The following is a 22659-nucleotide window of genomic DNA, read 5'->3' on the forward strand; positions in this document are numbered from 1 at the left end:
CGCTTTTTCTTTGCCCGACGCACATGCGACCCCGCTCACACCCCTTGCCACGCAAGGGCTTGCCCTGCATTTAACTGCCTAAGAAACAAACAAAAGTCGTCCCTTAGCAGGTAGACAATACCCCACCCATCCCATATAATCGGTGGCACATTTGGCCCCTTAGCTCAGTGGTTAGAGCAGGCGACTCATAATCGCTTGGTCCCCAGTTCAAGTCTGGGAGGGGCCACCAGATTCCAGAAGGCTTATGGAGAAATCCATAAGCCTTTTTTCGTTTTGGCCGGTCGATATCCGGTCCGTCTTTCCTTCCGGTCACTCTTCTTTTCGCCTGCTTTATCGAAATCTATCCGTTAGATGCGATCGGGCACCATTTCTGAAATTGCATCCCTGTATTAAATAGCCACGCTTATCTGTCTGTGGATTATGATTTACGTCGTTCAATATCCTGCCCCTTATCTAACAGCTTACTCTCAGGAGAGATTCCAGCGGTTAAACATCAGGTTGGTATTCATACTGGCAACGGTAATTCGTTAGCCAGAGCTGATACTGGGAGCAATCTGCAATGAATCTTTAGTGAGACTTTGCTGGGTTAATAGTGATGAACTTAGCGGAAATTCAGATGTGATTTTGTCGTCGACGACGACGGCAAACCGCCTAAAATCGCAGCAAAAGACCGGACCCGGACAGGAACGACGACAACGACAATAAATCAGTGGAAAAAGTATGGGCTGAGAGTCAGGTGCTGTAAGGGCTGGGCAGTAGTGATTGGGCCAGTCTGGTGTGACCGACCCAGCGATCTAGGATTTTAGAAGGGTAGGGAATGTAAGATGTTAATCTGATTCGTGAAGACGCTCTCCTAGGTAATACAATCCCAAAAAAGAGGTTAAAACCAGCTGCCACACAAAAAAGAAGAAAACAAAAAAGCCTGTCCAATTCAGGGACTTTTCAAGAACCGGATTGCTCAACTGTATCCGCAATGCTATGTGCGCCCCAATAACAATAAAAAAGCTGATACCGGTAAGGTAAGAGAACATAGAAGATAAGAACCTTCTCCGACTAACCGGAAACGGCTTTAGTTCTCCAGAACTATCTTTCAGCCTAACTCTTACGCCTCCTACCTCTTCATCTATTCTTGAATTCCCAAAAGTAGCGATTGCAGCCAACGCAGCAATAAAAAAACCCGGAAGATTCCCCAAAAACCCATTTATATCTTTAATCAGACTTGGTATTTTAGAATTATCTACCAAAAAAAATAGAAAGATAACTGTCAATACAGTAAAAAGTAGCGGATACCAGATGTCATACCAAGCCTTAGCTTTGTGTTCAAAGCGTGTAAGGTAAAATAGCGGGGAGAATAACTGACGACCAATACCAACTATATCTACTTTCGTCATATGCACTCTTTCATTTTTTTCATGATTTCTTGATTGATAGATGGATACGCATCTTTATTGGCACTTCGTAAGTCTATAATTTTCTTCTTGTATACAAACATGGAGCCATCTAATAAATTACCCGTGTCAGAGCTAAGTGTAGCCGTATGTGTTGCCCCTGACGCGTCGCTATACTCAAGCTTGTAATATGCCCCGCCAACTTTACGTGCAAACTTTCTAATTTTTTCAGCAAAATTCTTTATGGCGCCGGAATCAGTCGAGTCAATAGACTCCATTTGAATGATACTCTTTTTAACCTCAGGATCGCGTTGAGCATCATATTCACTAATACTGTCAGTATCATGCGTAACAACTGTTGTGTTGATTAAATTGCCCCTTGCTATTTCCTTAAACATATCATCAGAGACAACAGCCTCAACCTTTAATTTGTATTTGCATTTATACTGCTTCTTTGAATCGGGAGCGGCTGGACTTGGCTTAGTTCGACTCGATAAATCAGCATTGCTACGCAATAGAGCATTCAAAACCCTTTCAATAGCTCGAACTGACAACCCTTCAACCTGCTCAAGCAAAGTCAAGTTTCCAAGTCTTAGGTTAGACTTGGTTTTCTTAATATACACATGCGCGGATTTCTCCAGACCATTTTCACTATCAAGAGCTATAAGCTGCTGATTGGTACCATCGATTTTGTTCTTCACCGGAGCCTTCACTCCCGTCCTTACAACATTAATCAGAACTTCCCAACCATTTTTCTTCTCAACTATTTCCTTTAGAGTAAAGCATGCTCTTTTTTCATCACGACCATACTCGACAAACTTTCCAGCATCACTCTTAAGGGCTGTCATAGCCTCGTCAAGGTTTATAGTTTTCTTAAATTCAACCCCTTCAACCTTAGTGCTTTCTTCTAAAGAAAATCTATAGTGCTTTATTACTCGCTCGTCATGATTTTGCATATATATCAATACTCTAAATGAACATCCAGCTATTCGATAACATATTGTAAACCTCACCCTAATTACTTGCACGCATAATTAGAGTTACGGAAATGGCTCTATCCCCCAGCCCATCTATCTATGAACACCACATTTCGCCCATCATCGAAGTATCCTTTTTTCAACTCGCTATATTGAGACCGACACACTGACATTCATAAGGATAAGACAATGATCGCGGTTCTTTTTGAAGCGACAGCCGTCCCTGAAAAACAAGATCGCTACTTCGAACTGGCTGAACAGTTAAAGCCGCTGCTGAGCCATGCAGAAGGGTTTATTTCTGTGGAGCGCTTTCAAAGCATGACCCATCCAGAGAAATTTCTCTCGCTGTCATGGTGGGAAAACGAGGAGGCCATCTTGCAATGGAAGGACAACATGCTGCACAGATCCGCTCAGCAGGAAGGAAAGGGGTCCATTTTCTCTTTATATCAGATTCAGGTACTCAGCCTGATCAGAGAATATTCATCATCCCAGTAAGCTAAACAAGGAAGCTATCGCGATGCATGACATTCATGTCGTTCTAAAAAATCTGCCGGGAGAGCTTGCGCGATTAGGCGAAACACTCGGTGCGAATCATATTGGCTTAGAAGGTGGCGGCGTCTTTTCCGTCAACCAGCAAAGTCACGCCCACTTTTTGGTGGAAGATGGCGAAAAAGCCAGAGCGGTACTTACCGAGCAGGGTTTTGAGGTCATCAATATCTGCAGGCCGCTGATTCGGAAACTCAGGCAGGAACAGCCGGGCGAATTAGGCGCCATTGCCAGAGTCCTGGCCGACAACGGCATCAACATCATTACTCAATACAGCGACCACGCAAACCGTTTGATCCTCATCACTGATGACTATAAGGTTGCAGAAAAAGTAACCCGACACTGGATGGTCTGATTGTGAAGCCTCACCCGCAAGTCCCGCAGGAACACGAAGAATTTCAACAGGAATTATCCATGGCAGCCCTTGCGGCTGCTCTGTCTGATGCGTCACGGATGAAAATTCTTTGTGCCCTGATGGATGGCCGCGCCTGGACGGCCACTGAATTAAGCGCGGTATCCGATATCGCCCCATCCACCACCAGTGCGCATCTGTCCCGGTTACTAAAAGCCAATCTCGTGACTTGTTTATCGCAAGGTCGCCACCGTTATTTTCGCCTCTACAGTGCCAGTATTGCCTCACTGCTTGAAAATATGATGGGGGTTTCATTTGGCACGGTTCAGTCGCCAAAAACACGGGTGCCGGCCGAATTACAACGGGCAAGAACCTGCTATGACCATCTTGCAGGCGAAATCGCCGTCGGTATTTACGATTACCTTGTCGTGAATGCATGGATCACCCGCGACGGCAGTGAGCTCACTCCTTTAGGTAAGGCGCAATTCAGTCAATTAGGGGTCATGCTCGATGCAAAGACCAAGCGTAAAAAATGCAGTGCGTGTTTAGACTGGAGTGAGCGGAAATTTCACCTTGGCGGCCATGCCGGGGCGGCACTTTTCCAATGCTTTGAGCAGCGCGGATGGATTGAAAAAGTACCGGGATACAGAGAAGTTACAGTGACTGAAAAAGGGTGGAATGCTTTCAACCAGTATTTTGACTTGGCTAAAGCTCCAAATTGAACACGCAAAATGCCGCGCAGACTCCGGCTTTCTTCTTTTAAAATTCTCTATTCTTTTCAAATGAAAGTATCAGATCTAGTCTGAACTTATACCGTTTACAGTACTGATGTTTATCATCTGCCTGAGCCTGATTTTGATATGTGCTGCTTTCGAATTTTGATGACACTATCGTGAGCAGGAACATTACAGACACTGTAAACAACATAGCCCCCCCACCCCTATCAGCACTCAGACTAAAAATCAGGAAGCAAGATGGATAAACAACCGGAACAGCATCAAAGCAAAGTATTCATCGGCAATATGGTGGAATCAGCGATCCGTATCGGCTTGCTGCTGGTGCTGCTGATGTTCACGTACGACATCATCAGGCCGTTTATCATCCCTGTGATTTGGGGGGCGATTATCGCTGTTGCGCTGATGCCACTGACGCTGAGAATCCAGCGCTGGTATGGCAATCGCCGGGGATTGGCGGCCACAACCGTTGCCTTGTTGGGAATTGTGCTGTTAGTGACGCCGTTAGTGATGATCTCGGTTTCCGTCTACCACGCGTCGATGCATGTGCTGGACACCTTGCAACAGGGGCAGGTGAGTCTGCCCGGGCCAGACAGCAGGATTGCAGAGATTCCGGTGATTGGCGAGAAGCTGTTCGACATGTGGGGTTTGTTTGCCAGTAATCTGGAAAAAGCCATTCAAACCTTCCTGCCGCAAGTCAAATCAGCCCTGTCCGCTTTCGTGGGTGTGCTGGGTGGTGCGTTGGGCGACATGCTGATCTTCATCCTCTCGCTGGTGATTGCCGCCGGTTTTATGACTTATTCAGAAAAGATTACCGCCTCGTTAAAGACAGTGGTTGTGCGTGCCGCAGGTACCAACGCCGCGCACTGGACATCACTGATTGCCGCAACCATCAAGAGTGTCTTGATTGGCGTTGTCGGTGTGGCGGCCATTCAGGCGCTGCTGATCGGTGCCGGCTTCTTTGTGTTTGGCGTTCCGGCGGCAGGCCTGCTGACCTTGATCCTGATGATTTTATGTATCGCGCAGTTGCCCGCGCTGATAGCCGTGCTGCCCGTGATCATCTACATGTACCTCACCCAAGACGCCACCACGGCCACACTGTTTACCGTCTGGGTTGTGATTGGTTCGCTGGCCGACAACGTGCTCAAACCGATGTTGATGGGCCGCGGGGTCGCTGTCCCTATGCCCATCATCCTGATTGGTGCCATTGGCGGGATGATGTACTACGGCATGACCGGCCTGTTTCTCGGCGCAGTCATTCTGGCGATTTGGTATGAACTATTTGTCTTTTGGATCAAGTTAGAGAAGCAGGAAGCAACAGAGGCCAATATTTCCGTTCAGCAAGACGCCACGCGTTCAGAAACATCTGATACATAAAGCGTGTCTGTATTACGCTGAGAAAAAATAATGACGCTGAAAAAGACCGGGACAGAGCAGTCGCAGTGACAGCCAAAGGTAAGCATGTTCGCGGTGCAGTGAATCCCGGCAAGTTGGCAGCGAAGCGCCACATTGATCTACATACAAAAAAAGCGCTGCAGGTTGCCCCGCAGCGCCGTATTGATTGAGATTACAGTATTACGATTACAGGTAGTAACGCATACCGATAATCCACTTATCATCTTCAGGTTCGTCAATATCGTTACCGAGGTCGAACTGGTAACCCCCGAAGCCGACGAAAGAAGACGTGAAGTTATATTCTGCCTGCAGCGCCATCTGGCTGAAGATAGTGTTGTTATTCTTATCGTCCTCAACTGATTCGTAGTTCACACTCAAATTCAGACTATTCGGAAGTGCGTACGCCAGTAGACCTTCAATCGCCACCGACTCTTCCAGACCCAGGTTCATGTATTCGTTCATCGCATAGACCACAGCGACATACAGGCCACTGCCGTAAGTGCCGTAATTGGCACTGAACATGTGTGAGGTCGCAGTTTCATCGAAAGTCCCCGCCTGAACATCACCCGTGTTGTATGAATAGTTCAGACCAAAGCCCATGATGTCGTAATGCAATAGAATCTGGAAACGATCATCATATTCTGCTTCTAGCGAAGTAACATCCCCGACAGCTAATGGCCCTAATGTTAGAACTTCACCAGATGTTGTGCCCTGCCAGCCCAGGCCAAACATCAGCTCACCGGCATCATTTAAGTTGAGGCTGTTACGGTAGGAGATCATGCGCTCGGCACGGGCCGTGCCCAGCGGACCCTGATCGTCGTACAGGAAGTCGTTCGCAAACGCGATCGGTAAATCGGCAATCCCTGCGCCGTCGTAGTATGGCGACCATTGGGTACCAACGACAGTGCGACCGTAAGTATTGTGTGAGACCCCAATATAACCCAGACGCGTGGTGAAGGTTTCTTCACCGCCTTCCAGGTAGTTCAGGGCCCATTCACCTTTTGCATCGGCGGTGTAGCCGTTACCGATATCCTGTGTCGCATTGATATTGATACGCGGAGAAACCTGCTGTACTTCCGTTTCGCCCTGTTCAGAGCCGCCAAGACCCACAGAAACATGACCACCGACGGAGAACGTTGTGTCGCCTTCATTGTATAACTCAACCGCGACTGCCTGAGATCCATAAAATGCAGCTGCCACTGCTATTGCCAAGTGCTTTTTATCCATAATCATCTTTCCATCTTTTGTTGTGTTCTTATGCGCCGATACACAGCGTTATGACAAAAATGTGAACATTTGAAACGAGCATTGAAAGCGTAGTTAAGGAATGACATAAACACATAAAATAACGACAACAAATTTGTTCAAAACTTGTGTTATATCCCATTCGTGGCAAATACAGGTTGTAAGTATGCTTTGAGCGCATGAATGAACCTGTGCCCTAACAAATGAGTTGGAGTGGATATCAGCCGCATACTGGCGTGACATCTGTCAGGCAGCGCGGAGAGATGATGGACCCATCATGATGGCTTTTTTGTGCTTTTCGCGTGAGAAGTGTGTTACGTATGTGGGGGTTAGACGCAAAAGCGTGAGTCGTGGCAGGCTGGAGACCGCCCATAGACGAGTGTTCAACAATTCCAGTCCGGCATGTTTGAACGGACTGGAAATCGCTTTTTATAGACAATTCACCACGCCACGATGAAGCGCGATGAATCACGGCACTGAGTTATCGTTTCCCCAGAAAAGCCAGCAAATATTTCACTGCTCCCAGAAAAAAAGGAATGGCCATCAGGCCCGAGCCGATGGCAATCGCAATATAGGTGTAGCTGGTACTGGTTGACGTATATTCAAAAGAGGCTAAAAAGTTCTGGTAGGCCTGCAGGCAAAAGAAAAAGCAGCCTATCGTTGCAATTGTCACACCCAGTAAGCTTTTGATCTTCGACCATAAAAATTCATTATTCGCGATATTGTTTTCTTGCATCCGGTATTCTCTTCAAGATCTAAAGCCAAATAGGGAGATCCGGATCACCCCCTGCTCACCCGTGCGGATATCGCTGCATTGAGGTCACCCGAATGTAAGGCACCTCTCTCATAATGCGGATGTTTTCCAGTCAGATTAAATCGGCCGCGGGCGTCTCATTCTCGAACTCACCGGGTAATGTCTTGTCTGAAAAAGACAATTTCCCCAGAAGCATGCCGTTGCGTATGCCATACTTTGTGGCAAGGTTTGAATCGTGGAGCGAAACTATGTCAGCAGAAACCCCGACAGAAGAGAAAACGCAGCGCAGTTCAACGATCCTGATTCCGGTTTTTATTCCCGCCGTGGCGGTCATTTTACTCATGGTCATTGGCACCATCAGTAACCCGACCCTGGCTGGACAAGTCTTCTCAGACACCCTCAGTTACGTCACCCAGAGTTTCGGCTGGTTCTATATGCTGTCGGTGGCGATCTTTCTGTTTTTTATTGTCACTGTGGCCCTGACCAAATGGGGAGAGATCAAGCTCGGGCCGGATCACGCCGAACCGGAGTACAGCTTTCCGGCCTGGTTTGCCATGCTGTTCTCCGCCGGTTACGGGATCGCCCTGCTGTTTTTTGGCGTCGCCGAGCCTGTGCTGCACTATGCCTCGCCGCCTGACGGCCCGGCGATGACAGTGAATGCCGCCCGACAGGCGATGCAGATTGCCTTTTTCCACTGGGGATTTCATATCTGGGCCATTTATGGCCTGGTCGGCCTGACGCTGGCTTATTTCGCCTTTCGTCACGGCCTGCCGTTATCGATGCGCTCCACGCTGTATCCGCTCATCGGCGAAAAAATCCACGGCCCGATCGGCCATACCGTGGATATTTTTGCCATCCTCGGTACTCTGTTCGGGATTGCCACCACGCTGGGGCTCTCGGTGGCGCAGATCAATGCCGGGCTCAATTACCTCTGGCCATCAATACCGGTCAATACCACAGTGCAAATTATTGCGATCATAGTGATCACTGCACTGGCGATTTTTTCTGTGGTCGCCGGGATGGATAAAGGGGTCAAGCGCCTGTCAATCCTCAACATGGTGTTGGCCATCTCGTTAATGCTGTTTGTGTTTGCCGTCGGGCCAACCATCTTCATTCTCAATACTTTCATGCAGAACACCGGCAGTTACCTGAGCAATATCGTTGAGCGGACCTTTAATTTGCAGGCCTATACCGCCAGCGACTGGATTGGTAACTGGACCTTGTTTATCTTCGGCTGGACCATTGCCTGGGCCCCCTTTGTTGGCCTGTTCGTGGCGAAAATCAGCCGCGGCCGCACCATCCGCCAATTCGTGGTCGGGGTGATGGTGGTGCCAACCATCTTCACCTTCCTGTGGTTCTCTGTGTTCGGTGATACCGCGCTGCATCTGATCATGGTCGAGGGCTATACCCAGCTCATCCAGGAAGTACAGAACGATCAGGCCATCGCGTTGTTCAAATTACTGGAGCAGTTACCCCTGACCTCGATCGTTTCCTTTATTACCGTGTTTTTGATCGTCACCTTTTTCGTCACCTCGTCGGACTCCGGCTCGCTGGTGATCGACTCGCTGGCCTCGGGCGGCGTTGCTCATACTCCGGCGTGGCAACGGGTGTTCTGGGCATCCATGGAAGGACTGGTCGCAGCTGTGCTCTTGCTGGCCGGTGGTCTCAGCGCCCTGCAAACGGCATCGATTGTCAGCGCCCTGCCCTTTGCGATCATCATGCTGATCGCAGCCGTTGGCATGTGGCGGGCACTGGTGATTGAAAGCCATCACAGCCAGAGTCTGGAGCAGCACGTCCAGTCCCGATCGCGCCAGAGCGGCGGAAAAACCGGGCCGGGGTACTGGAAAAAACGTCTGGCCAACATTGTCGATTTCCCCGGACGCGAAGAAGTCTCAGCCTTTATCCAGAAGACAGTTTACCCAAGCATGCAGAAAGTCGAGCAGGAACTTGAGCAGCAAGGCTGGGTAGCCGAAGTCATTTACGATGAAGAGCAAGGTCGGGCCAAGTTTGAGGTGTATCAGGAAGGGAAGCTGGAATTTCTGTACGAAGTCAGACTGAGAGGTTATCTGTTACCTGATTTTGCCTTCCCGGAAACCGATCATGACCCGGAAGATCCGGATCATTATTACCGGGCGGAAGTCTTCCTGCGCCGGGGCGGCCGGGCGTACGACGTTTATGGCTATGAACAGCAGGACATTATTTCCGACATCCTGGATCAATTCGAGAACTACCTGCACTTCTTACATGTGTCGCCCGGCATCCTGCCGTGGAACATGGAAGAAGAGGAAAACAACGAGCAGCAACAGGCAAAAGAGTAATCAAGGCCGCCCTCTCAGTAGGAGGGCGGCTTCCCTTATTTTTCCCAGCGCTCCCCGTAAGCGGCACTGTAGTCCGGCGTCGGGATAGACGCATGCAAACCCGCCGTCGCCTTGAGCGGACCAACCACAGTCCGGTACGGAATAAAACCGGCCCAGGCCGGCACATCCAGATCCGCCGGATCATCGCCCACATCTTTATTGCTGATTTTCACCGAAGCTTCATGCAGCGGCATCCGCAGCACAGTCGTCGCCATCAGCTCTTTTGGGTTGCTCAGCCGGATGTCCTGCGTCCTTCCGGGGGCAATCTGCTCGACAAAATGGTTCAGCAGCTGGTCTTTTTCAAGGTTATCTTCAATGACCTCAAACTGGCCGAACACCACAGCCGAGCGGTAATGGGCACTGTGATTGAACGCTGACCGCGCCAGCACCCAGCCATCGAACAGCGTGAAAGTTAAACAGGTTTGCACCGCCTGCCTGAGTCTGCGCAGCAAACGGCTGTTGTTGGCGCCGTGAATATAAACAAAATCCCCCACCCGCCACGCCAGCATCGGGATCACCACTGGCCCCTGCGCTTCCTGAATCGCCACGTGCGCCACCAGACTTTCATCAATGATCTGATACAGTTTTTCCTGCTCGAACACCGCCTTGTGGGCCCCTTTTTTGATTGCCGTTCTCTGACTTGTCGATAACATCACTGTCCCTGTTGTCATTGCGTCTCAAATGATTCTGCCAATGTAACGGCAAACCGGTATGGTTTTCAGAGCCAGTTTTAACAAAATGACAGGACCAGTTATATCTGTGAAAATCGCCAGAATAAGGTCACGTCACAAGGACGAATCATGCTGCATGGCGCAAACTGAGCTATCTTGCTATCAGAGCGAAATGTTCGTCGTATCAACGCCATCGGCTATATAGGACAAGACACCATGAAAAACATCTCCCTTCACGTTGTCGCATTGTTTGGCGCGCTATCCTGTTTTGGTTCGGTCCATGCGGCAGAAACAAGAACTCCTCTCGTTCCGCTTCCTTCTCTCGACGATTTTACAGATGGCGATGGCTGGGGAGTTGGACTTGGGCTCAGTGTTGAATATGAGTCTGCTTATGAGGGCTCAGACGAATTTGAGCTTGAGGTCGAGCCCGCCGGGGGGGTGCAGTGGCGAACGGGCGACCATCTTTTTTACTGGTCCGGTCTGGCCATTGGCTGGCGAACTTTGGTGAAGGATGGCTGGTTGGTGCAAACCTCTTTGGGCTACGAGGAAGGTCGTGAAGAGGGCGATTCAGAAGATGGCCGACTGGATGGGTTAGGCGAGTCGGATTCTGGTGTGACATTGCTGCTGGAAACGCGCTATGCCCTTGCAGAGAATTGGCGTTACTTTTTAGATGGCCGTGTATTAACAGGAGAAATTGGTACCCTCGGAATTTTTGGCGCAGGCACATGTCTGGCGTGCCAGCCGAACGGCACTGGCTGGGAAGTTGGCGCTGTGGTCACTTTTCACGATGGTAAGCTCGCCAACCGGGACTTTGGAGTCAACACACAGCAATCCATCAATTCAGGCCTTCCGGAAACCGATGTGGATAGCGGGTACCGATCAACAGGTGTGAATGTGAACTACCGGAATTACTTAAACGAAAACTGGCAGGTCTTCGGAGAAGTACTTTACGAAGTTTACGGAAGTGACGTGAGCGATAGCCCAATCTCCCGAAATAATTACGAAGCGGAAATCGGTGTTGGCTTCATTTATGTGTTCTGATGTGCAGTAATACGGAGCCAAGAGGTAAATTCTGATCATCAATGGACTTGAAAAGGTGAAATGGACTTGGCTTTGTTATCTCCAACACTCATAGAAACCGGGGATCTGTCGCTCACGGGAGGTTCGGGTACGCGACAGGAGCGACTATTTCACGCGATCCGCGACAAAATTGTCGCTAACCTGTGGCCAATGGGCGGGAAATTGCCGTCAACACGTCACCTTGCGCAAGAACTGAAATTGAGCCGAAATACCGTCACAGCAGCTTACGAGCAGCTGGCTGCCGAAGGATATATCGAAAGCCGGTTGGGCTCAGGATTCTATGTCGCGGTTGAACTGCCGGAACACTTCATCACAGCCGGGGCAAACCGCTCCCCCAATCAGGCTGTTTCTGCCGTTAAACGGGCCTACATCAATCTTCCCTTTGCGCCGGGTGTACCGGATCTGGCGGCCTTTCCCGCGGCAAAGTGGCAGAAATTACTGCAGCGCCATGCGGGCAGACCAGCCTTACTGGGCAATCAGGATCTGCAGGGCTTGCCCGAGCTGCGTCAGGCGGTGTCGGATTATCTGGCCTCCAGCCGATCGGTTCACTGCGATCCCAGCCGGATCATCATCACTGCCGGAGCGCAGCAGGCGCTGTCGCTGGCTTTGCTGTCGACCCTCTCCCGTGGCGACAGCGTCCTGATGGAGCAACCCGGCTATACGCAGATGCGTAAAGTCATCGACTGGCAAGGCTACCAGTTCGCGCCGCTGCACATCCGACCGCAAACCGGCCCGGATGTTGAAGCAATCCGCGCCAGCCAGGCCAAAGCGTTATACCTGACGCCGAGCAATCAGTATCCCATGGGCACGACCCTGAATACCGAACAGCGGCTGAGCGTGATTGACTGGGCCGTGCAGGGCCAGCGCTGGATCATTGAAGATGACTACGATAGTGAATTTCAGTTTGCCCATCGTCCTTATACCAGCATGCAGGGGCTGGCCGCACAAATGGGCCATGACAGCCGGGTGCTCTATATTGGCTCTTTCAGCAAAGTGATGTTTAACAGCCTGCGGCTGGGTTATCTGGTGGTACCGCAATCACTGCTTGAGCCGTGTCTGAGGCTCAAAGATGCGATGAGCGGCGACACCCCGGCGCTGATGCAGGCCGCTCTGGCGGACTTTATTCAGGAAGGTGATCTGCTGCGCCATATCCGAAAAATGCGTCGGGCGTACAAAGAAAAGCACCGCTTGATGCTGGATGCCATCAGCCGCTTTTTCGGGGATCAGGTAGAAGTGATCAGCCAGCCTGCCGGACTGCATGTCACCCTCAGGTGGCAGACTGGCATCCGTGAAGATAACTGGGCGCAGCAAGCCGAAGCTGCCGGGATTGTGCTGCGGCCACTGAGTTACTATGAGCACCCGCCGCACCAAAACAGAGACTGGCACGGGGCAGTGCTCGGCTTTGGCAATGTGGCGCCCGATGCGATCGCGCCGCTGATTGCCCGTTTGGCCACGCTGTTTCATTGTCAGCCATAACGGGCAATCCCACCGGTATCAGTGCAGCTGGTCGCCGCGATACTGAATCCGGCCTTGCGGACCGACATCAATCTGATACGGCGTGGCATGGACGCCATAGGCTTTGTACAGCGCATTGTCGGTGTCAAAAATCAGCTGCGCCGTCAGGCCGAATTTTTCCGCAAAACCAGCGGCGATACCGGCATCAATGTAATAGCCGCTGATCACGCCCACCCACTGACGGGACGGATCCGATTCAACCTGCTGCTGCCACTTTGCCAGTTTTGCCTCACATCCGGGGAAATGCGGCATCGGACACAGGGCATCAACAAAGACCAGAGACACAGATTGCTTACCTTTGCTCTGCTGCAGTAATCCCGTCAGCGACACCGTCTGATCAGAGAGGGTCTGGCGCTCAAACCGGGGGGCCTCAGCACCGACCTGCGGCACCACATAAGGTGCAGGCTGTTTCACGGTACTTCCGGATTCAGCGGGGGGCTGGAGCGCTTTCCAGGCATCGGATTCAGCATCCCGTTTTGGGGCCGCTTCAGTCTTTTTGTCTGGGTTCAGATAAGCCAGCAAAGCCTCATTCCCGCCCGAGAACACCACGTTGCCGTGCTCAATCAGCACATGCGCCGGGGTTTGCCACAAGCCGAACTGCTTGAGCAGCGCTTGCTGATGATCGAGGACCAGCGGTGCAACTTGCGGGTAATCACTCTGGAATTCCTGCAATTGCGCGCGCGTCACATTAAATTCCGGCTGGATCCAGATCTGCTGTGTGGATTGCAGAAATGATGGCGGTAACTGGGCGACGAAAGCTTCCGCTCCCTCTCCGGCATAGCTGGTCCAGATATCCAGAAACACCAGATGGGTCCGGGTCTGATCAGACAGTGCGAGCGGCTCGCCTGCGATCGTTTGCTGCTGTTCCAGCAAGGCCATGCTCGATTCAGCCTGAGCAACTGCCGGGGTCAGCAGGCAGGCCAGCAGAGAAAATGTGTATAAAAAACTTGCTCGTTTCATGCATTTATCCTCTCAATTCCGTTCTTAGAACACTTCAGTGCTGAGCCCATTGCTCGATGATCTGATCCAGCTGATCCGTCGCCAGAAAAGTGCGGTAGGCAATATTTCCGTCCTTGTCGATCAGAATATGGTGCGGTGTGCCCACGACCTGATATTTCTGGGTAATCTCTCCATTGGCATCAAAAATAGTGGGAATGTCATACCCTTCCTGACGGAAAAACTGCTGCACATTGGCCACCGAATCATTGAAACCCACGTTCACCGAAATCACTTTTATCTCGTCGCCAAACTCATCCTTGATGGCATTCAGATGCGGCATCTCCGCCTTGCAGAAGCTGCACCAGGTCGCCCAGAATTTGAGATAAACCGGCTGCTTACCCAGATAATCCGCGAGTTTAAATGCCTGGCCCGATACCGTTGTTGCCGTAAACAAGGGCGCGGTCTGCGCCGTCTCCGCGGCTTGCACCGCAGGCAGCGACAATGCCAGTGCCATCACCATGGCTTGCCAGCCTTTGTGAAACAAAGCAGAAGTTTTCATATGTTCTCCATTGATATGATCTGAAAGAAAAAGAAGGTCCCGGCTCCGGCCATCATCATGGCCATCAGCCATTTCACCCGGTTCATCCACTGACCGGAGCGCGGCAGCGAGGCCAGCAATCCGCTGAAGGTGCCCGCCAGCACCAGCAAGGCACTCATGCCCAGCGCGAACACAAACATCAGCAACGCCGCCCAGTACGCATTTCCGGCGGACGCCACGTACATCAGCAGCATGCCCAGAACCGGCGAGGTACAGGGCGCCATCACCAGCCCCGAACAGGCCCCGGCCAGAAACGTCCCGATCATCGGATGACGAACCAGCCGCGGCAGGGACAGGTTGAGCGACAATCCGGGCAAGCGAAGCCACCCCAGCATCCAGGCCGCCATCGCAAAGCAGAATGCCCCCATCAGCAGCAGCGTGAGCGGATGCGTCGCCACCACGCCAAACAATTGGCCTGTGGTCGCTGCCAGCACGCCCAACAGGGCATACACCACCGCCAGACCCATCACATAACTGAGAGAGAGCCAAAAGGATTGCCTGCGGTCACGGGCCTGACTGCCCACTACGGAAACAGTGATGGGCAACATGGGGTAAACGCAGGGTGTCAGGCTGGTAAACAGCCCGGCCAGAAAGACCGCGCCAACAATCCACAGCCCGAATTGCTGGTTGAAAAGCGCAGCCTGAATTGCAGTTTCCATTGAAGGTCACATCCTTTGTCGTGAACGATGCAACCGTTATATCGGACAATCAAAAATGCGTTCTCAAATCGGCCTAAAATGGCGGTAAAATCGACATAAAATCAAGATAAAACATATAAAATCAATGAGTTAAGACCAAAATCTTTTCGTCATAGCTGATTGATTTCAGACCGGTTGTCCGTACAATGAAGCCACAGAAATTCAGACGCAACCGGACACGCTATGGCCTGCTATCAGTTTGCTGCATTTATCTTTGACGCCGACACCGGCCAGTTGCTTCACCAGACACCATCAGGTCAGACCGAAACCTATCTGCGCCATAAAGTGTCCCAGCTCCTGACCTATTTGCTGACCCATCCGGATCAGGTCCTTTCCAAGGACACCCTGCTGGAGGCACTGTGGGATCACAGTGAATACCGGGAAAATTCTCTGACGCAGAGCATTCGTGAACTCAGAAAAGCGCTGGGGGACAGTGCTCAGAATCCGCAATTTATCCGTACATTTCCGCAGCGCGGTTATCAGTGGATCTGCCCGGTTCTCGCCCCGGAGCCGCAGGAACCAGCCACGCAGCCACCTGCGCAAGCGCCCGCAGAAAAACAGGCGCCGACGCCAGTCGCGCCCGACCGCCGCTTGTCCAGACCTCTTGTGCTTTCAGGGCTGCTCGCAGCGCTGCTGCTCGTCGCCGGTTTCTGGCTGGTTCGCAATCCCGGGCCTTTGCCCGCACCTGACGCGCAGCAGGAAACCGCCCGGCACAGTACCGGGCTGGTGGTCTTTCCGATGCTCAATGACACGGGAAAAGCAGAATTCGACTGGGTGCAGCTCGGGCTCGCGGACATGCTGTCGGTAAAGCTCAATCAAAGCAGTACGCTCACGGTGATCCCGCCGGCACTCGCCAAAGCCTGGCTCTTGGATGCGGAACTGAGCTGGCCTGCCCTGCCGGCACAGATCCGGACACTGCTCCGGCAACGGGACTATGAAGCCGCCCTGTTTGCCAGCGTCCGGCTGCACAACAAACAGCAGGTCCTGACCTTTCAGGTCATTTATGCCGATGGCCGGACGCAGCAAGGCAGCATGACTTATCCGCAGTTGGCCGCGGCCATGCATTCGGTCAGCCACCAGCTCCAGCGATTGCTCCAGCCTGGCCAACCTCAGGTCGAGCCGCAGTCCTCCCCAGCTATCGCAGTGCAAACGCTGGCACAGGGGCGCTCATTACTGCAGACACAAGGCGCGCAGGCAGCCCGGAAATATTTCGAAGCGGCCCATATTCTGGAACCGGAGAATTTGTGGACCCAGATCCAGCTGGCAGGCACTGAGGTACTGCTGGGCCAATGGCAACAGGCCACGCATCGGCTGCAGTCACTGCCGGACGCGCAGATCCAAAAAGACCCGGCCTTGTCTGCTGCGCAGCATTACTGGCTCGGTGAGCTGAGTTACCGTCGTGGTGAGCCAAACGCAGCCGCGCTGACCGCCGAAGCCGTCCGGGCCGCAATGCAGGCCAATGCGTCGCCACTGCTGATTCAGGCGTATCAGTTGCAGGCACAGATGGCATGGAATGAAATGGACTGGGAAGGCCATCAGCGCCTGACCAAGCAGTTAATTGCCCTTCTGGGCACCGGACAAGCGCTGCGACAAGATGCCGATCAGCAGTTTTATCTGGGACGCCCGGCCAGTGTGGGTCTGGAAAGAAGCCCCGGTAACGATTTAGCGGCCAATCAGGTTCGCCTGTTCAAGGCGCTGAATTTTTACCGCCAGCTCGGAGACCAGCCGCGACAGGCTGCCACCTTGCTGGCGATTGCCCAGAATGATCAGGTCGAACCGCCCATCCGTGAATCATCCCTCAGTGATGCGATAGCCCTGTATCGTGAACTCGACCAGCCTTATGAGCTCGCCCTCGCGTTGATCTATCAGGGGTTTTATCTGATGCAGACCCATCAGGGCGACGCGGCTGAAGGCTATTTTGCAGAAGCCAGAACCCTGGCGGAACAGCTTGGCGCGCAGCGGTTGTTCCTCGACAGTGAGTTTTATCTGGCCTTTGCGGCCATGGATCAGGGACTCGATCTGCAATGGCTGGGCAAACATCCTCAGCAACCACAGCATCTGGAGCGGGCGGACCAGGCTTTTACGGCACTCCGGAACAAGGAAGGCGTTTCATTGCTGTTAAAGGCCAATATTGCTTTATTTCAGGGCTGGATCGCGACCGATCAACACCAGACAACGCTGGCCATGCAGCATCTGGATCGGGCTGGACGTATGGCGGAAGATCTCAATCTGCCGCTGACCCAGAGCTATGTCCGTTACAGTAAAATGCGTATTCATTTAGAACAGGGCGATTATGCCGCGGCCCTCGCAGCGGGAAGCATACGCCCGATCACACGGCTGGAAGCGATTTACAAGACGCGGGCCCAGTATGAACTGGGCCACCCCGAGCAGGCATTAACCACGCTGGCCCAGTTTCAGGCAGACTTTCCCGAGCAATGGCTACCTGAGGATTCACAGCGCCAGCAACAATACCAGCTGGCTTTAGCGGGTAATTCTGTCGCCCTCCCGGCGGAGCCGAAAGCACACCTCGTCTACTGCGAGAGCAGCTGGCTGTAAAGCTGACTCCTCAAACTCATGTGCCCGCCCGTCCTTCGGCGGTATTCATGGCGTCATGAGCACAACAGTGACAACCGATGCTTGCGTCGCGACAAAACACGGACAAGCGCCATGGAAAAATTGGCCGGTTGTCATCAAACAGCAACCTGCTTTCAACAAAATTGGTTATTTGATAAAAATCTTTTTCGGCCGGGTGATCCCTTGAATCCTGCTGATGAGCGGGTCAATGCCTTATCGTCTGTGGCTTTTATCGGGGAATCAGACGCATAGATATCTGGTCGGGTCAAAAAGTTGACACAACTCACATGCTGGTAAGGAAAAGAAACTCTGCTATACTTACGACCTTGTTAATTCAGCCACTTTGTGGCACTGACCAGCGAATCTCCACTCTGCTTGTGTTGACGATTCAGTCAGTCTGTACACCCTTTTCGTCAGCTTTATCAAAGCAATGCAACTGCTTTTATAAAGCAAGTAATGTTGCCAAACAATTTGTATGGCTCAGGCATACCTTTCAGGACTTTGTTGATAAAAACACGATCATGATCTCGTTTTGTAGCTGTGATTCAACATTCATCGATCAGTCCTTTGAGGTATCAAAGCGCCAGAAGTTTCCTTCAAGTTCTCGGAGAATATTCTCAATGAAAAAAACCAAAATCGTCTGCACGATTGGTCCTAAGACTGAATCTGTTGAAATGCTGACCAAACTGGTGAACGCTGGTATGAACGTGATGCGTCTGAACTTCTCGCACGGCGATTTCGCCGAGCACGGTCAGCGCATCCAGAACGTTCGTGAAGTCATGGCGAAAACCGGTCAACCTGTCGCCATTTTGCTCGATACCAAAGGCCCGGAAATCCGCACCATCAAACTGGAAGGCGGCGCAGACGTGTCACTGACGGCTGGTCAGGACTTTACTTTCACCACAGACACCACAGTTGTCGGTAACCAGAACCGCGTAGCGGTGACTTATCCTGGTTTTGCCAATGACCTGTCTGCCGGTGACACCATCCTGGTTGACGATGGCCTGATCGAAATGGAAGTGCTGGCGACAACCAACACTGAAGTGAAATGCCGTGTCCTGAACAACGGTGATCTGGGTGAAAACAAAGGCGTCAACCTGCCAGGCGTGTCTGTCAAGCTGCCGGCACTGGCTGAGAAAGACAAAGCCGACCTGAAATTCGGTTGTGAGCAAGGCGTTGACTTCGTTGCCGCTTCTTTCATCCGTAAAGCAGAAGACGTGAACGAGATCCGTGAACTGCTGAACGCGAACGGCGGCGAAAAGATCCAGATCATCTCTAAGATCGAAAACCAGGAAGGCGTTGATAACTTCGACGCGATTCTGGAAGCTTCTGACGGCATCATGGTTGCCCGTGGCGATCTGGGTGTTGAAATCCCGGTTGAAGAGGTCATCTTCGCGCAGAAGATGATGATCGAGAAATGTAACCGTGCCCGTAAAGTGGTGATTACTGCCACTCAGATGCTGGATTCGATGATCAAGAACCCGCGTCCGACCCGTGCGGAAGCCGGTGACGTTGCCAACGCCATCATGGACGGTACCGATGCCGTGATGCTGTCTGGCGAGTCTGCGAAAGGGAAATACCCGATTGAAGCGGTGACCATCATGGCGCAAATCTGTGCCCGCACCGATTCAGCCATGCGTGCGTCACTGAGTGCGCGTCTGGACAGCCCTCGCCTGCGGATTACTGAAGCCGTTTGTAAAGGCGCAGTCGACACAGCCGAGAAGCTGAATGCACCGCTGATCGTCGTAGCCACCGAAGCCGGTAAGTCAGCCCGCTCTGTGCGTAAGTACTTCCCGACAGCCAACATTCTGGCGATTACCACGAACAGCAAAACCGCCGCTCAGCTGTGCCTGACCAAAGGCGTTACCCCTGTGGTGGTCGATGCCATCGAAAGCACAGATGCCTTCTACGCACGCGGTAAAGCGCTGGCGCTGGAATCCGGTCTGGGTGCAAAAGGCGATATCGTGGTCATGGTTTCCGGTGCGCTGGTTCCTTCTGGCACCACCAACACTGCCTCGGTCCACGTGCTGTAATTTCAGCCGTTACGGCAATGACTGCATGCAACGACTGCATACAGAAAGATGCATAAAAAACGGGAGCTTCGGCTCCCGTTTTGTTTCTCTGCCCGACTGTTTTTTACCGCCCGCAACAAAAGGTTCACCAGCCAAAGATTTCCTTGTGATGCGTATTAAGCAAGATCACGGCCAGCAGAAAATACAAGGCGCTGACGTGAAAGCCGAGCCAGCACAGCAGCAATGCCAGACATCGAACTAAAACGGTATTGAACATCGACCTGCCCTCCACGCGTGCTGTCTGCCCAATTGAAATCCTCTGCATTCCAATGGCACAGCCACACGGTCCACCGAAAATGTCTCCACACCCCTTATTAGACTTTAGTCTAATGTCGAAAGAATAGGCCACTACGAAAAAGCCCGCCGGAAGTTGCCTGGCGGGCTTGAAAAAGGAAGGTCTGTTTCTGGAAGGATCAGGCTTTCAGTGAACGCTCACCGCGGGCAATGCCGACCACACCGCTTCGGGCAACTTCAATGATTTCAGTCGCTTCACTGACAGCGTCCAAAAACGCATCCAGTTTGTCACTGGTGCCGGCCAGCTGAACGGTATAAATCTGACTGGTGACATCGACAATCTGTCCGCGGAAAATATCCGATGTCCGCTTCACTTCCGCACGGGCATAACCGCTGGCTTTCACTTTCACCAGCATCAACTCACGCTCAACATGTTCAGAGTCGGTCACATTACTGACTTTCAGAATATCGATCAGCTTGTGCAAGTGCTTCTCGATCTGCTCCAGCGCGGCATCTTCCACGCTGGTGGTAATATTCAGCCGCGACAGCGTCGGATCGTCGGTCGGTGCCACAGTCAAAGATTCAATGTTGTAACCACGCTGGGAGAACAGCCCCACCACGCGTGAAAGTGCACCTGGTTCGTTTTCTAATAATACTGATACAATCCTGCGCATTAGGTTCTCTCCGTTTTACTCAGCCACATTTCACTCATGGATCCGCCCCGGATCAGCATTGGGTAAACGTGCTCTGTTTCATCCACGCTGATATCGACAAAGACTAACTTATCTTTCATTGCTAAAGCGCGTTCCAGCTCACTTTCCAGCATCGCAGGATCCGAAATCCGGATACCGACATGGCCATAAGCTTCTGCAATCGCGGCAAAATCAGGCACTGAATCCATGTAGGAGTGCGAGTGGCGGCCCTGATAAATCATATCCTGCCATTGTTTGACCATGCCCAGAAAACGGTTATTCAGGTTAATGATTTTCACCGGAATGTCGTACTGCAGGGCGGTCGACAATTCCTGGATGTTCATCTGAATACTGCCGTCACCGGTCACGCAAAGCACTTCCGCATCAGGAAAAGCAAACTTCACGCCCATCGCCGCCGGCAGACCAAAGCCCATGGTGCCCAGGCCACCTGAGTTTAACCAGCGACGCGGCTTGTCGAACGGGTAGTACAGGGCCGCAAACATCTGGTGCTGGCCCACATCCGATGCCACATAGGCATCGCCATTGGTTAATTTGTAAACCGTTTCAATGACCTGCTGAGGTTTGATGCGGTCGCTGTCTGTTTTGTAGCTCAGACACTTGCGTGCCCGCCAGGATTCGATTTCACTCCACCACTCATCCATGGCGGCTTTATCATTACTGCCCTGCTGCTCTTCCAGCAGTTTCAGCATGCTGTTGAGCACCGCATCTGCCGAGCCAACGATCGGAATGTCTGCTTTCACGGTTTTAGAGATCGACGACGGGTCGATATCAATATGCATGATGGTGGCATTCGGACAGTATTTTTCCAGATTATTGGTCGTCCGGTCGTCAAAGCGCACACCGATACCAAAAATCAAATCAGAATTGTGCATGGTCATATTGGCTTCATAGGTCCCATGCATCCCCAGCATGCCCACACTGTTACGGTGCGTGCCCGGGAAAGCGCCCAGTCCCATCAGGGTACTGACCACAGGAATATTGAGGCTCTCGGCCAGTGCCAGCACCTGCTGTTCACTGTTCGACATGATGACACCGCCACCCACGTACAGCACCGGCTTTTTAGCCGCCAGCAAGGCTTTCACGCCGCGCTTGATCTGACCTTTGTGGCCCTGCAGGGTGGGATTGTACGAACGCATGCTGATCGCTTCCGGGTACTGGTACGGATAGGCTTTGGACGGATCCAGCATGTCTTTAGGAATATCGACAACCACAGGACCGGGACGGCCGCTGGCTGCAATGTAAAAGGCTTTTTTAATGATGGCCGGAATGTCTTCGGTTCGCTGCACCAGAAAACTGTGTTTAACAACCGGACGGGAGATACCGACCATGTCGCATTCCTGGAAGGCATCGTTACCAATCAGGTGACTCATCACCTGACCGGACAGCACCACCATAGGGATAGAATCCATATACGCGGTCGCAATACCGGTAATGGCGTTGGTCGCACCGGGACCGGATGTCACCAGGACCACGCCGACTTCACCCGTGGCACGGGCATAGCCGTCTGCCATGTGAACTGCCGCTTGCTCATGGCGCACGAGTACGTGCTCGATGTCGCTCTTTTCATGCAGCGCATCGTAAATATCCAGAACAGAACCGCCAGGGTAACCGAAGATATGCTTCACGCCTTGGTCGATCATCGAACGAACGATCATATCGGCGCCGGACAACATTTCCATATTCTTGTCTCCAGGTTGCGTATACCTGCGTCTGTACCGGAGCATCTGACCTGATGTGCCGGGTATCATGGCGAGCTGGGGCTGTCTTTCTGTGCCGCAGCAGCAGAAGGGCAGTCATACCGGGTTACGCCAGAATAC

20 protein-coding genes and 1 tRNA gene are annotated in these 22659 nt (G+C 52.1%); 11 read left to right on the plus strand and 10 right to left on the minus strand.

Annotated elements, in window-relative coordinates:
* Positions 1–153 precede the first annotated feature (153 nt).
* Positions 154–229, plus strand: a tRNA-Ile gene (locus tag LN341_RS13325).
* 598 nt (positions 230–827) lie between these two features.
* Here the strand turns inward: LN341_RS13325 and LN341_RS13330 are convergent.
* Together LN341_RS13330 and LN341_RS13335 are read right to left on the minus strand one after the other, a co-directional pair.
* Complete coding sequence (locus LN341_RS13330) at positions 828–1391, minus strand: hypothetical protein (RefSeq protein WP_234203552.1); 564 nt, start codon at positions 1389–1391, stop codon at positions 828–830.
* Entirely contained in the window at positions 1388–2344 is a 957-nt protein-coding gene (locus LN341_RS13335) for a hypothetical protein (protein WP_234203553.1), read from the minus strand. The genes LN341_RS13330 and LN341_RS13335 overlap by 4 nt, the downstream gene beginning before the upstream one ends.
* 210 nt (positions 2345–2554) lie before the next feature.
* Between LN341_RS13335 and LN341_RS13340 the strand changes: the two genes are divergently transcribed.
* From LN341_RS13340 to LN341_RS13355, 4 genes are all read left to right on the plus strand, one after another.
* Positions 2555–2860, plus strand: coding sequence for an antibiotic biosynthesis monooxygenase (locus LN341_RS13340; RefSeq protein ID WP_234203554.1), 306 nt, complete (start codon positions 2555–2557; stop codon positions 2858–2860).
* Between the two features lie 22 nt (positions 2861–2882).
* Entirely contained in the window at positions 2883–3266 is a 384-nt protein-coding gene (locus LN341_RS13345) for an amino acid-binding protein (protein ID WP_234203555.1), read from the plus strand.
* Between the two features lie 59 nt (positions 3267–3325).
* Complete coding sequence (locus LN341_RS13350; protein ID WP_234203556.1) at positions 3326–3985, plus strand: helix-turn-helix transcriptional regulator; 660 nt, start codon at positions 3326–3328, stop codon at positions 3983–3985.
* Between the two features lie 252 nt (positions 3986–4237).
* Entirely contained in the window at positions 4238–5374 is a 1137-nt protein-coding gene (locus LN341_RS13355; RefSeq protein WP_234203557.1) for an AI-2E family transporter, read from the plus strand.
* Positions 5375–5578: 204 nt separating this feature from the next.
* Here the strand turns inward: LN341_RS13355 and LN341_RS13360 are convergent, their stop codons facing one another.
* A complete protein-coding gene (locus LN341_RS13360) occupies positions 5579–6619 on the minus strand; it encodes a porin (protein ID WP_234203558.1) in 1041 nt (346 codons plus the stop codon).
* 499 nt (positions 6620–7118) lie between these two features.
* Positions 7119–7373 carry a hypothetical protein gene (locus LN341_RS13365; protein WP_046222244.1) on the minus strand — a complete coding sequence of 85 codons (255 nt, stop codon included), beginning with the start codon at positions 7371–7373 and terminating at the stop codon, positions 7119–7121.
* A 266-nt stretch (positions 7374–7639) separates the two neighbouring features.
* Between LN341_RS13365 and LN341_RS13370 the strand changes: the two genes are divergently transcribed.
* On the plus strand, positions 7640–9709 hold the full coding sequence (locus LN341_RS13370) for a BCCT family transporter (RefSeq protein ID WP_234203559.1): 2070 nt from the start codon (positions 7640–7642) through the stop codon (positions 9707–9709).
* Between the two features lie 35 nt (positions 9710–9744).
* Here the strand turns inward: LN341_RS13370 and LN341_RS13375 are convergent, their stop codons facing one another.
* The gene (locus LN341_RS13375) at positions 9745–10401 is read right to left on the minus strand and encodes a pyridoxamine 5'-phosphate oxidase family protein (RefSeq protein WP_234205054.1); all 657 of its coding nucleotides are present in this window, start codon (positions 10399–10401) and stop codon (positions 9745–9747) included.
* 234 nt (positions 10402–10635) lie between these two features.
* Here LN341_RS13375 and LN341_RS13380 point away from each other — a divergent pair, with 234 nt between their 5' ends.
* Together LN341_RS13380 and LN341_RS13385 are read left to right on the plus strand one after the other, a co-directional pair.
* Positions 10636–11460, plus strand: coding sequence for a MipA/OmpV family protein (locus LN341_RS13380; protein WP_234203560.1), 825 nt, complete (start codon positions 10636–10638; stop codon positions 11458–11460).
* 60 nt (positions 11461–11520) lie between these two features.
* Positions 11521–12975, plus strand: coding sequence for a PLP-dependent aminotransferase family protein (locus tag LN341_RS13385; RefSeq protein ID WP_234203561.1), 1455 nt, complete (start codon positions 11521–11523; stop codon positions 12973–12975).
* An 18-nt stretch (positions 12976–12993) separates the two neighbouring features.
* Here LN341_RS13385 and LN341_RS13390 read toward each other — a convergent pair whose 3' ends face one another.
* From LN341_RS13390 to LN341_RS13400, 3 genes are read right to left on the minus strand one after another with little or no spacing between them, the layout of a single operon-like run.
* The gene (locus tag LN341_RS13390; RefSeq protein ID WP_234203562.1) at positions 12994–13974 is read right to left on the minus strand and encodes a redoxin domain-containing protein; all 981 of its coding nucleotides are present in this window, start codon (positions 13972–13974) and stop codon (positions 12994–12996) included.
* A 34-nt stretch (positions 13975–14008) separates the two neighbouring features.
* Positions 14009–14512 carry a TlpA disulfide reductase family protein gene (locus tag LN341_RS13395; RefSeq protein ID WP_234203563.1) on the minus strand — a complete coding sequence of 168 codons (504 nt, stop codon included), beginning with the start codon at positions 14510–14512 and terminating at the stop codon, positions 14009–14011.
* Positions 14509–15210, minus strand: a complete 702-nt coding sequence (locus tag LN341_RS13400; RefSeq protein ID WP_234203564.1) for a cytochrome c biogenesis protein CcdA — start codon at positions 15208–15210, stop codon at positions 14509–14511. Before LN341_RS13400 ends, LN341_RS13395 begins: the two co-directional genes overlap by 4 nt.
* A 222-nt stretch (positions 15211–15432) precedes the next feature.
* Between LN341_RS13400 and LN341_RS13405 the strand changes: the two genes are divergently transcribed.
* The 3 genes from LN341_RS13405 to pykF all read left to right on the plus strand — a co-directional run bounded on the left by LN341_RS13405 (position 15433) and on the right by pykF (position 19856).
* Positions 15433–17805: a winged helix-turn-helix domain-containing protein gene (locus tag LN341_RS13405; RefSeq protein WP_234203565.1), complete on the plus strand. Its 2373-nt coding sequence runs from the start codon at positions 15433–15435 to the stop codon at positions 17803–17805.
* A gap of 111 nt (positions 17806–17916) precedes the next feature.
* The gene (locus LN341_RS13410) at positions 17917–18075 is read left to right on the plus strand and encodes a hypothetical protein (RefSeq protein WP_234203566.1); all 159 of its coding nucleotides are present in this window, start codon (positions 17917–17919) and stop codon (positions 18073–18075) included.
* Positions 18076–18443: 368 nt separating this feature from the next.
* The gene (pykF, locus tag LN341_RS13415) at positions 18444–19856 is read left to right on the plus strand and encodes a pyruvate kinase PykF (RefSeq protein WP_046222241.1); all 1413 of its coding nucleotides are present in this window, start codon (positions 18444–18446) and stop codon (positions 19854–19856) included.
* 452 nt (positions 19857–20308) lie between these two features.
* Here pykF and ilvN read toward each other — a convergent pair whose 3' ends face one another.
* Together ilvN and LN341_RS13425 are read right to left on the minus strand one after the other, a co-directional pair.
* Entirely contained in the window at positions 20309–20803 is a 495-nt protein-coding gene (gene ilvN, locus LN341_RS13420; protein ID WP_027251784.1) for an acetolactate synthase small subunit, read from the minus strand.
* A complete protein-coding gene (locus LN341_RS13425) occupies positions 20803–22521 on the minus strand; it encodes an acetolactate synthase 3 large subunit (RefSeq protein ID WP_234203567.1) in 1719 nt (572 codons plus the stop codon). Before LN341_RS13425 ends, ilvN begins: the two co-directional genes overlap by 1 nt.
* Positions 22522–22659 lie beyond the last annotated feature (138 nt).

Source organism: Photobacterium sp. TLY01, from assembly GCF_021432065.1.
In the GTDB taxonomy this organism is placed as follows: domain Bacteria; phylum Pseudomonadota; class Gammaproteobacteria; order Enterobacterales; family Vibrionaceae; genus Photobacterium; species Photobacterium halotolerans_A.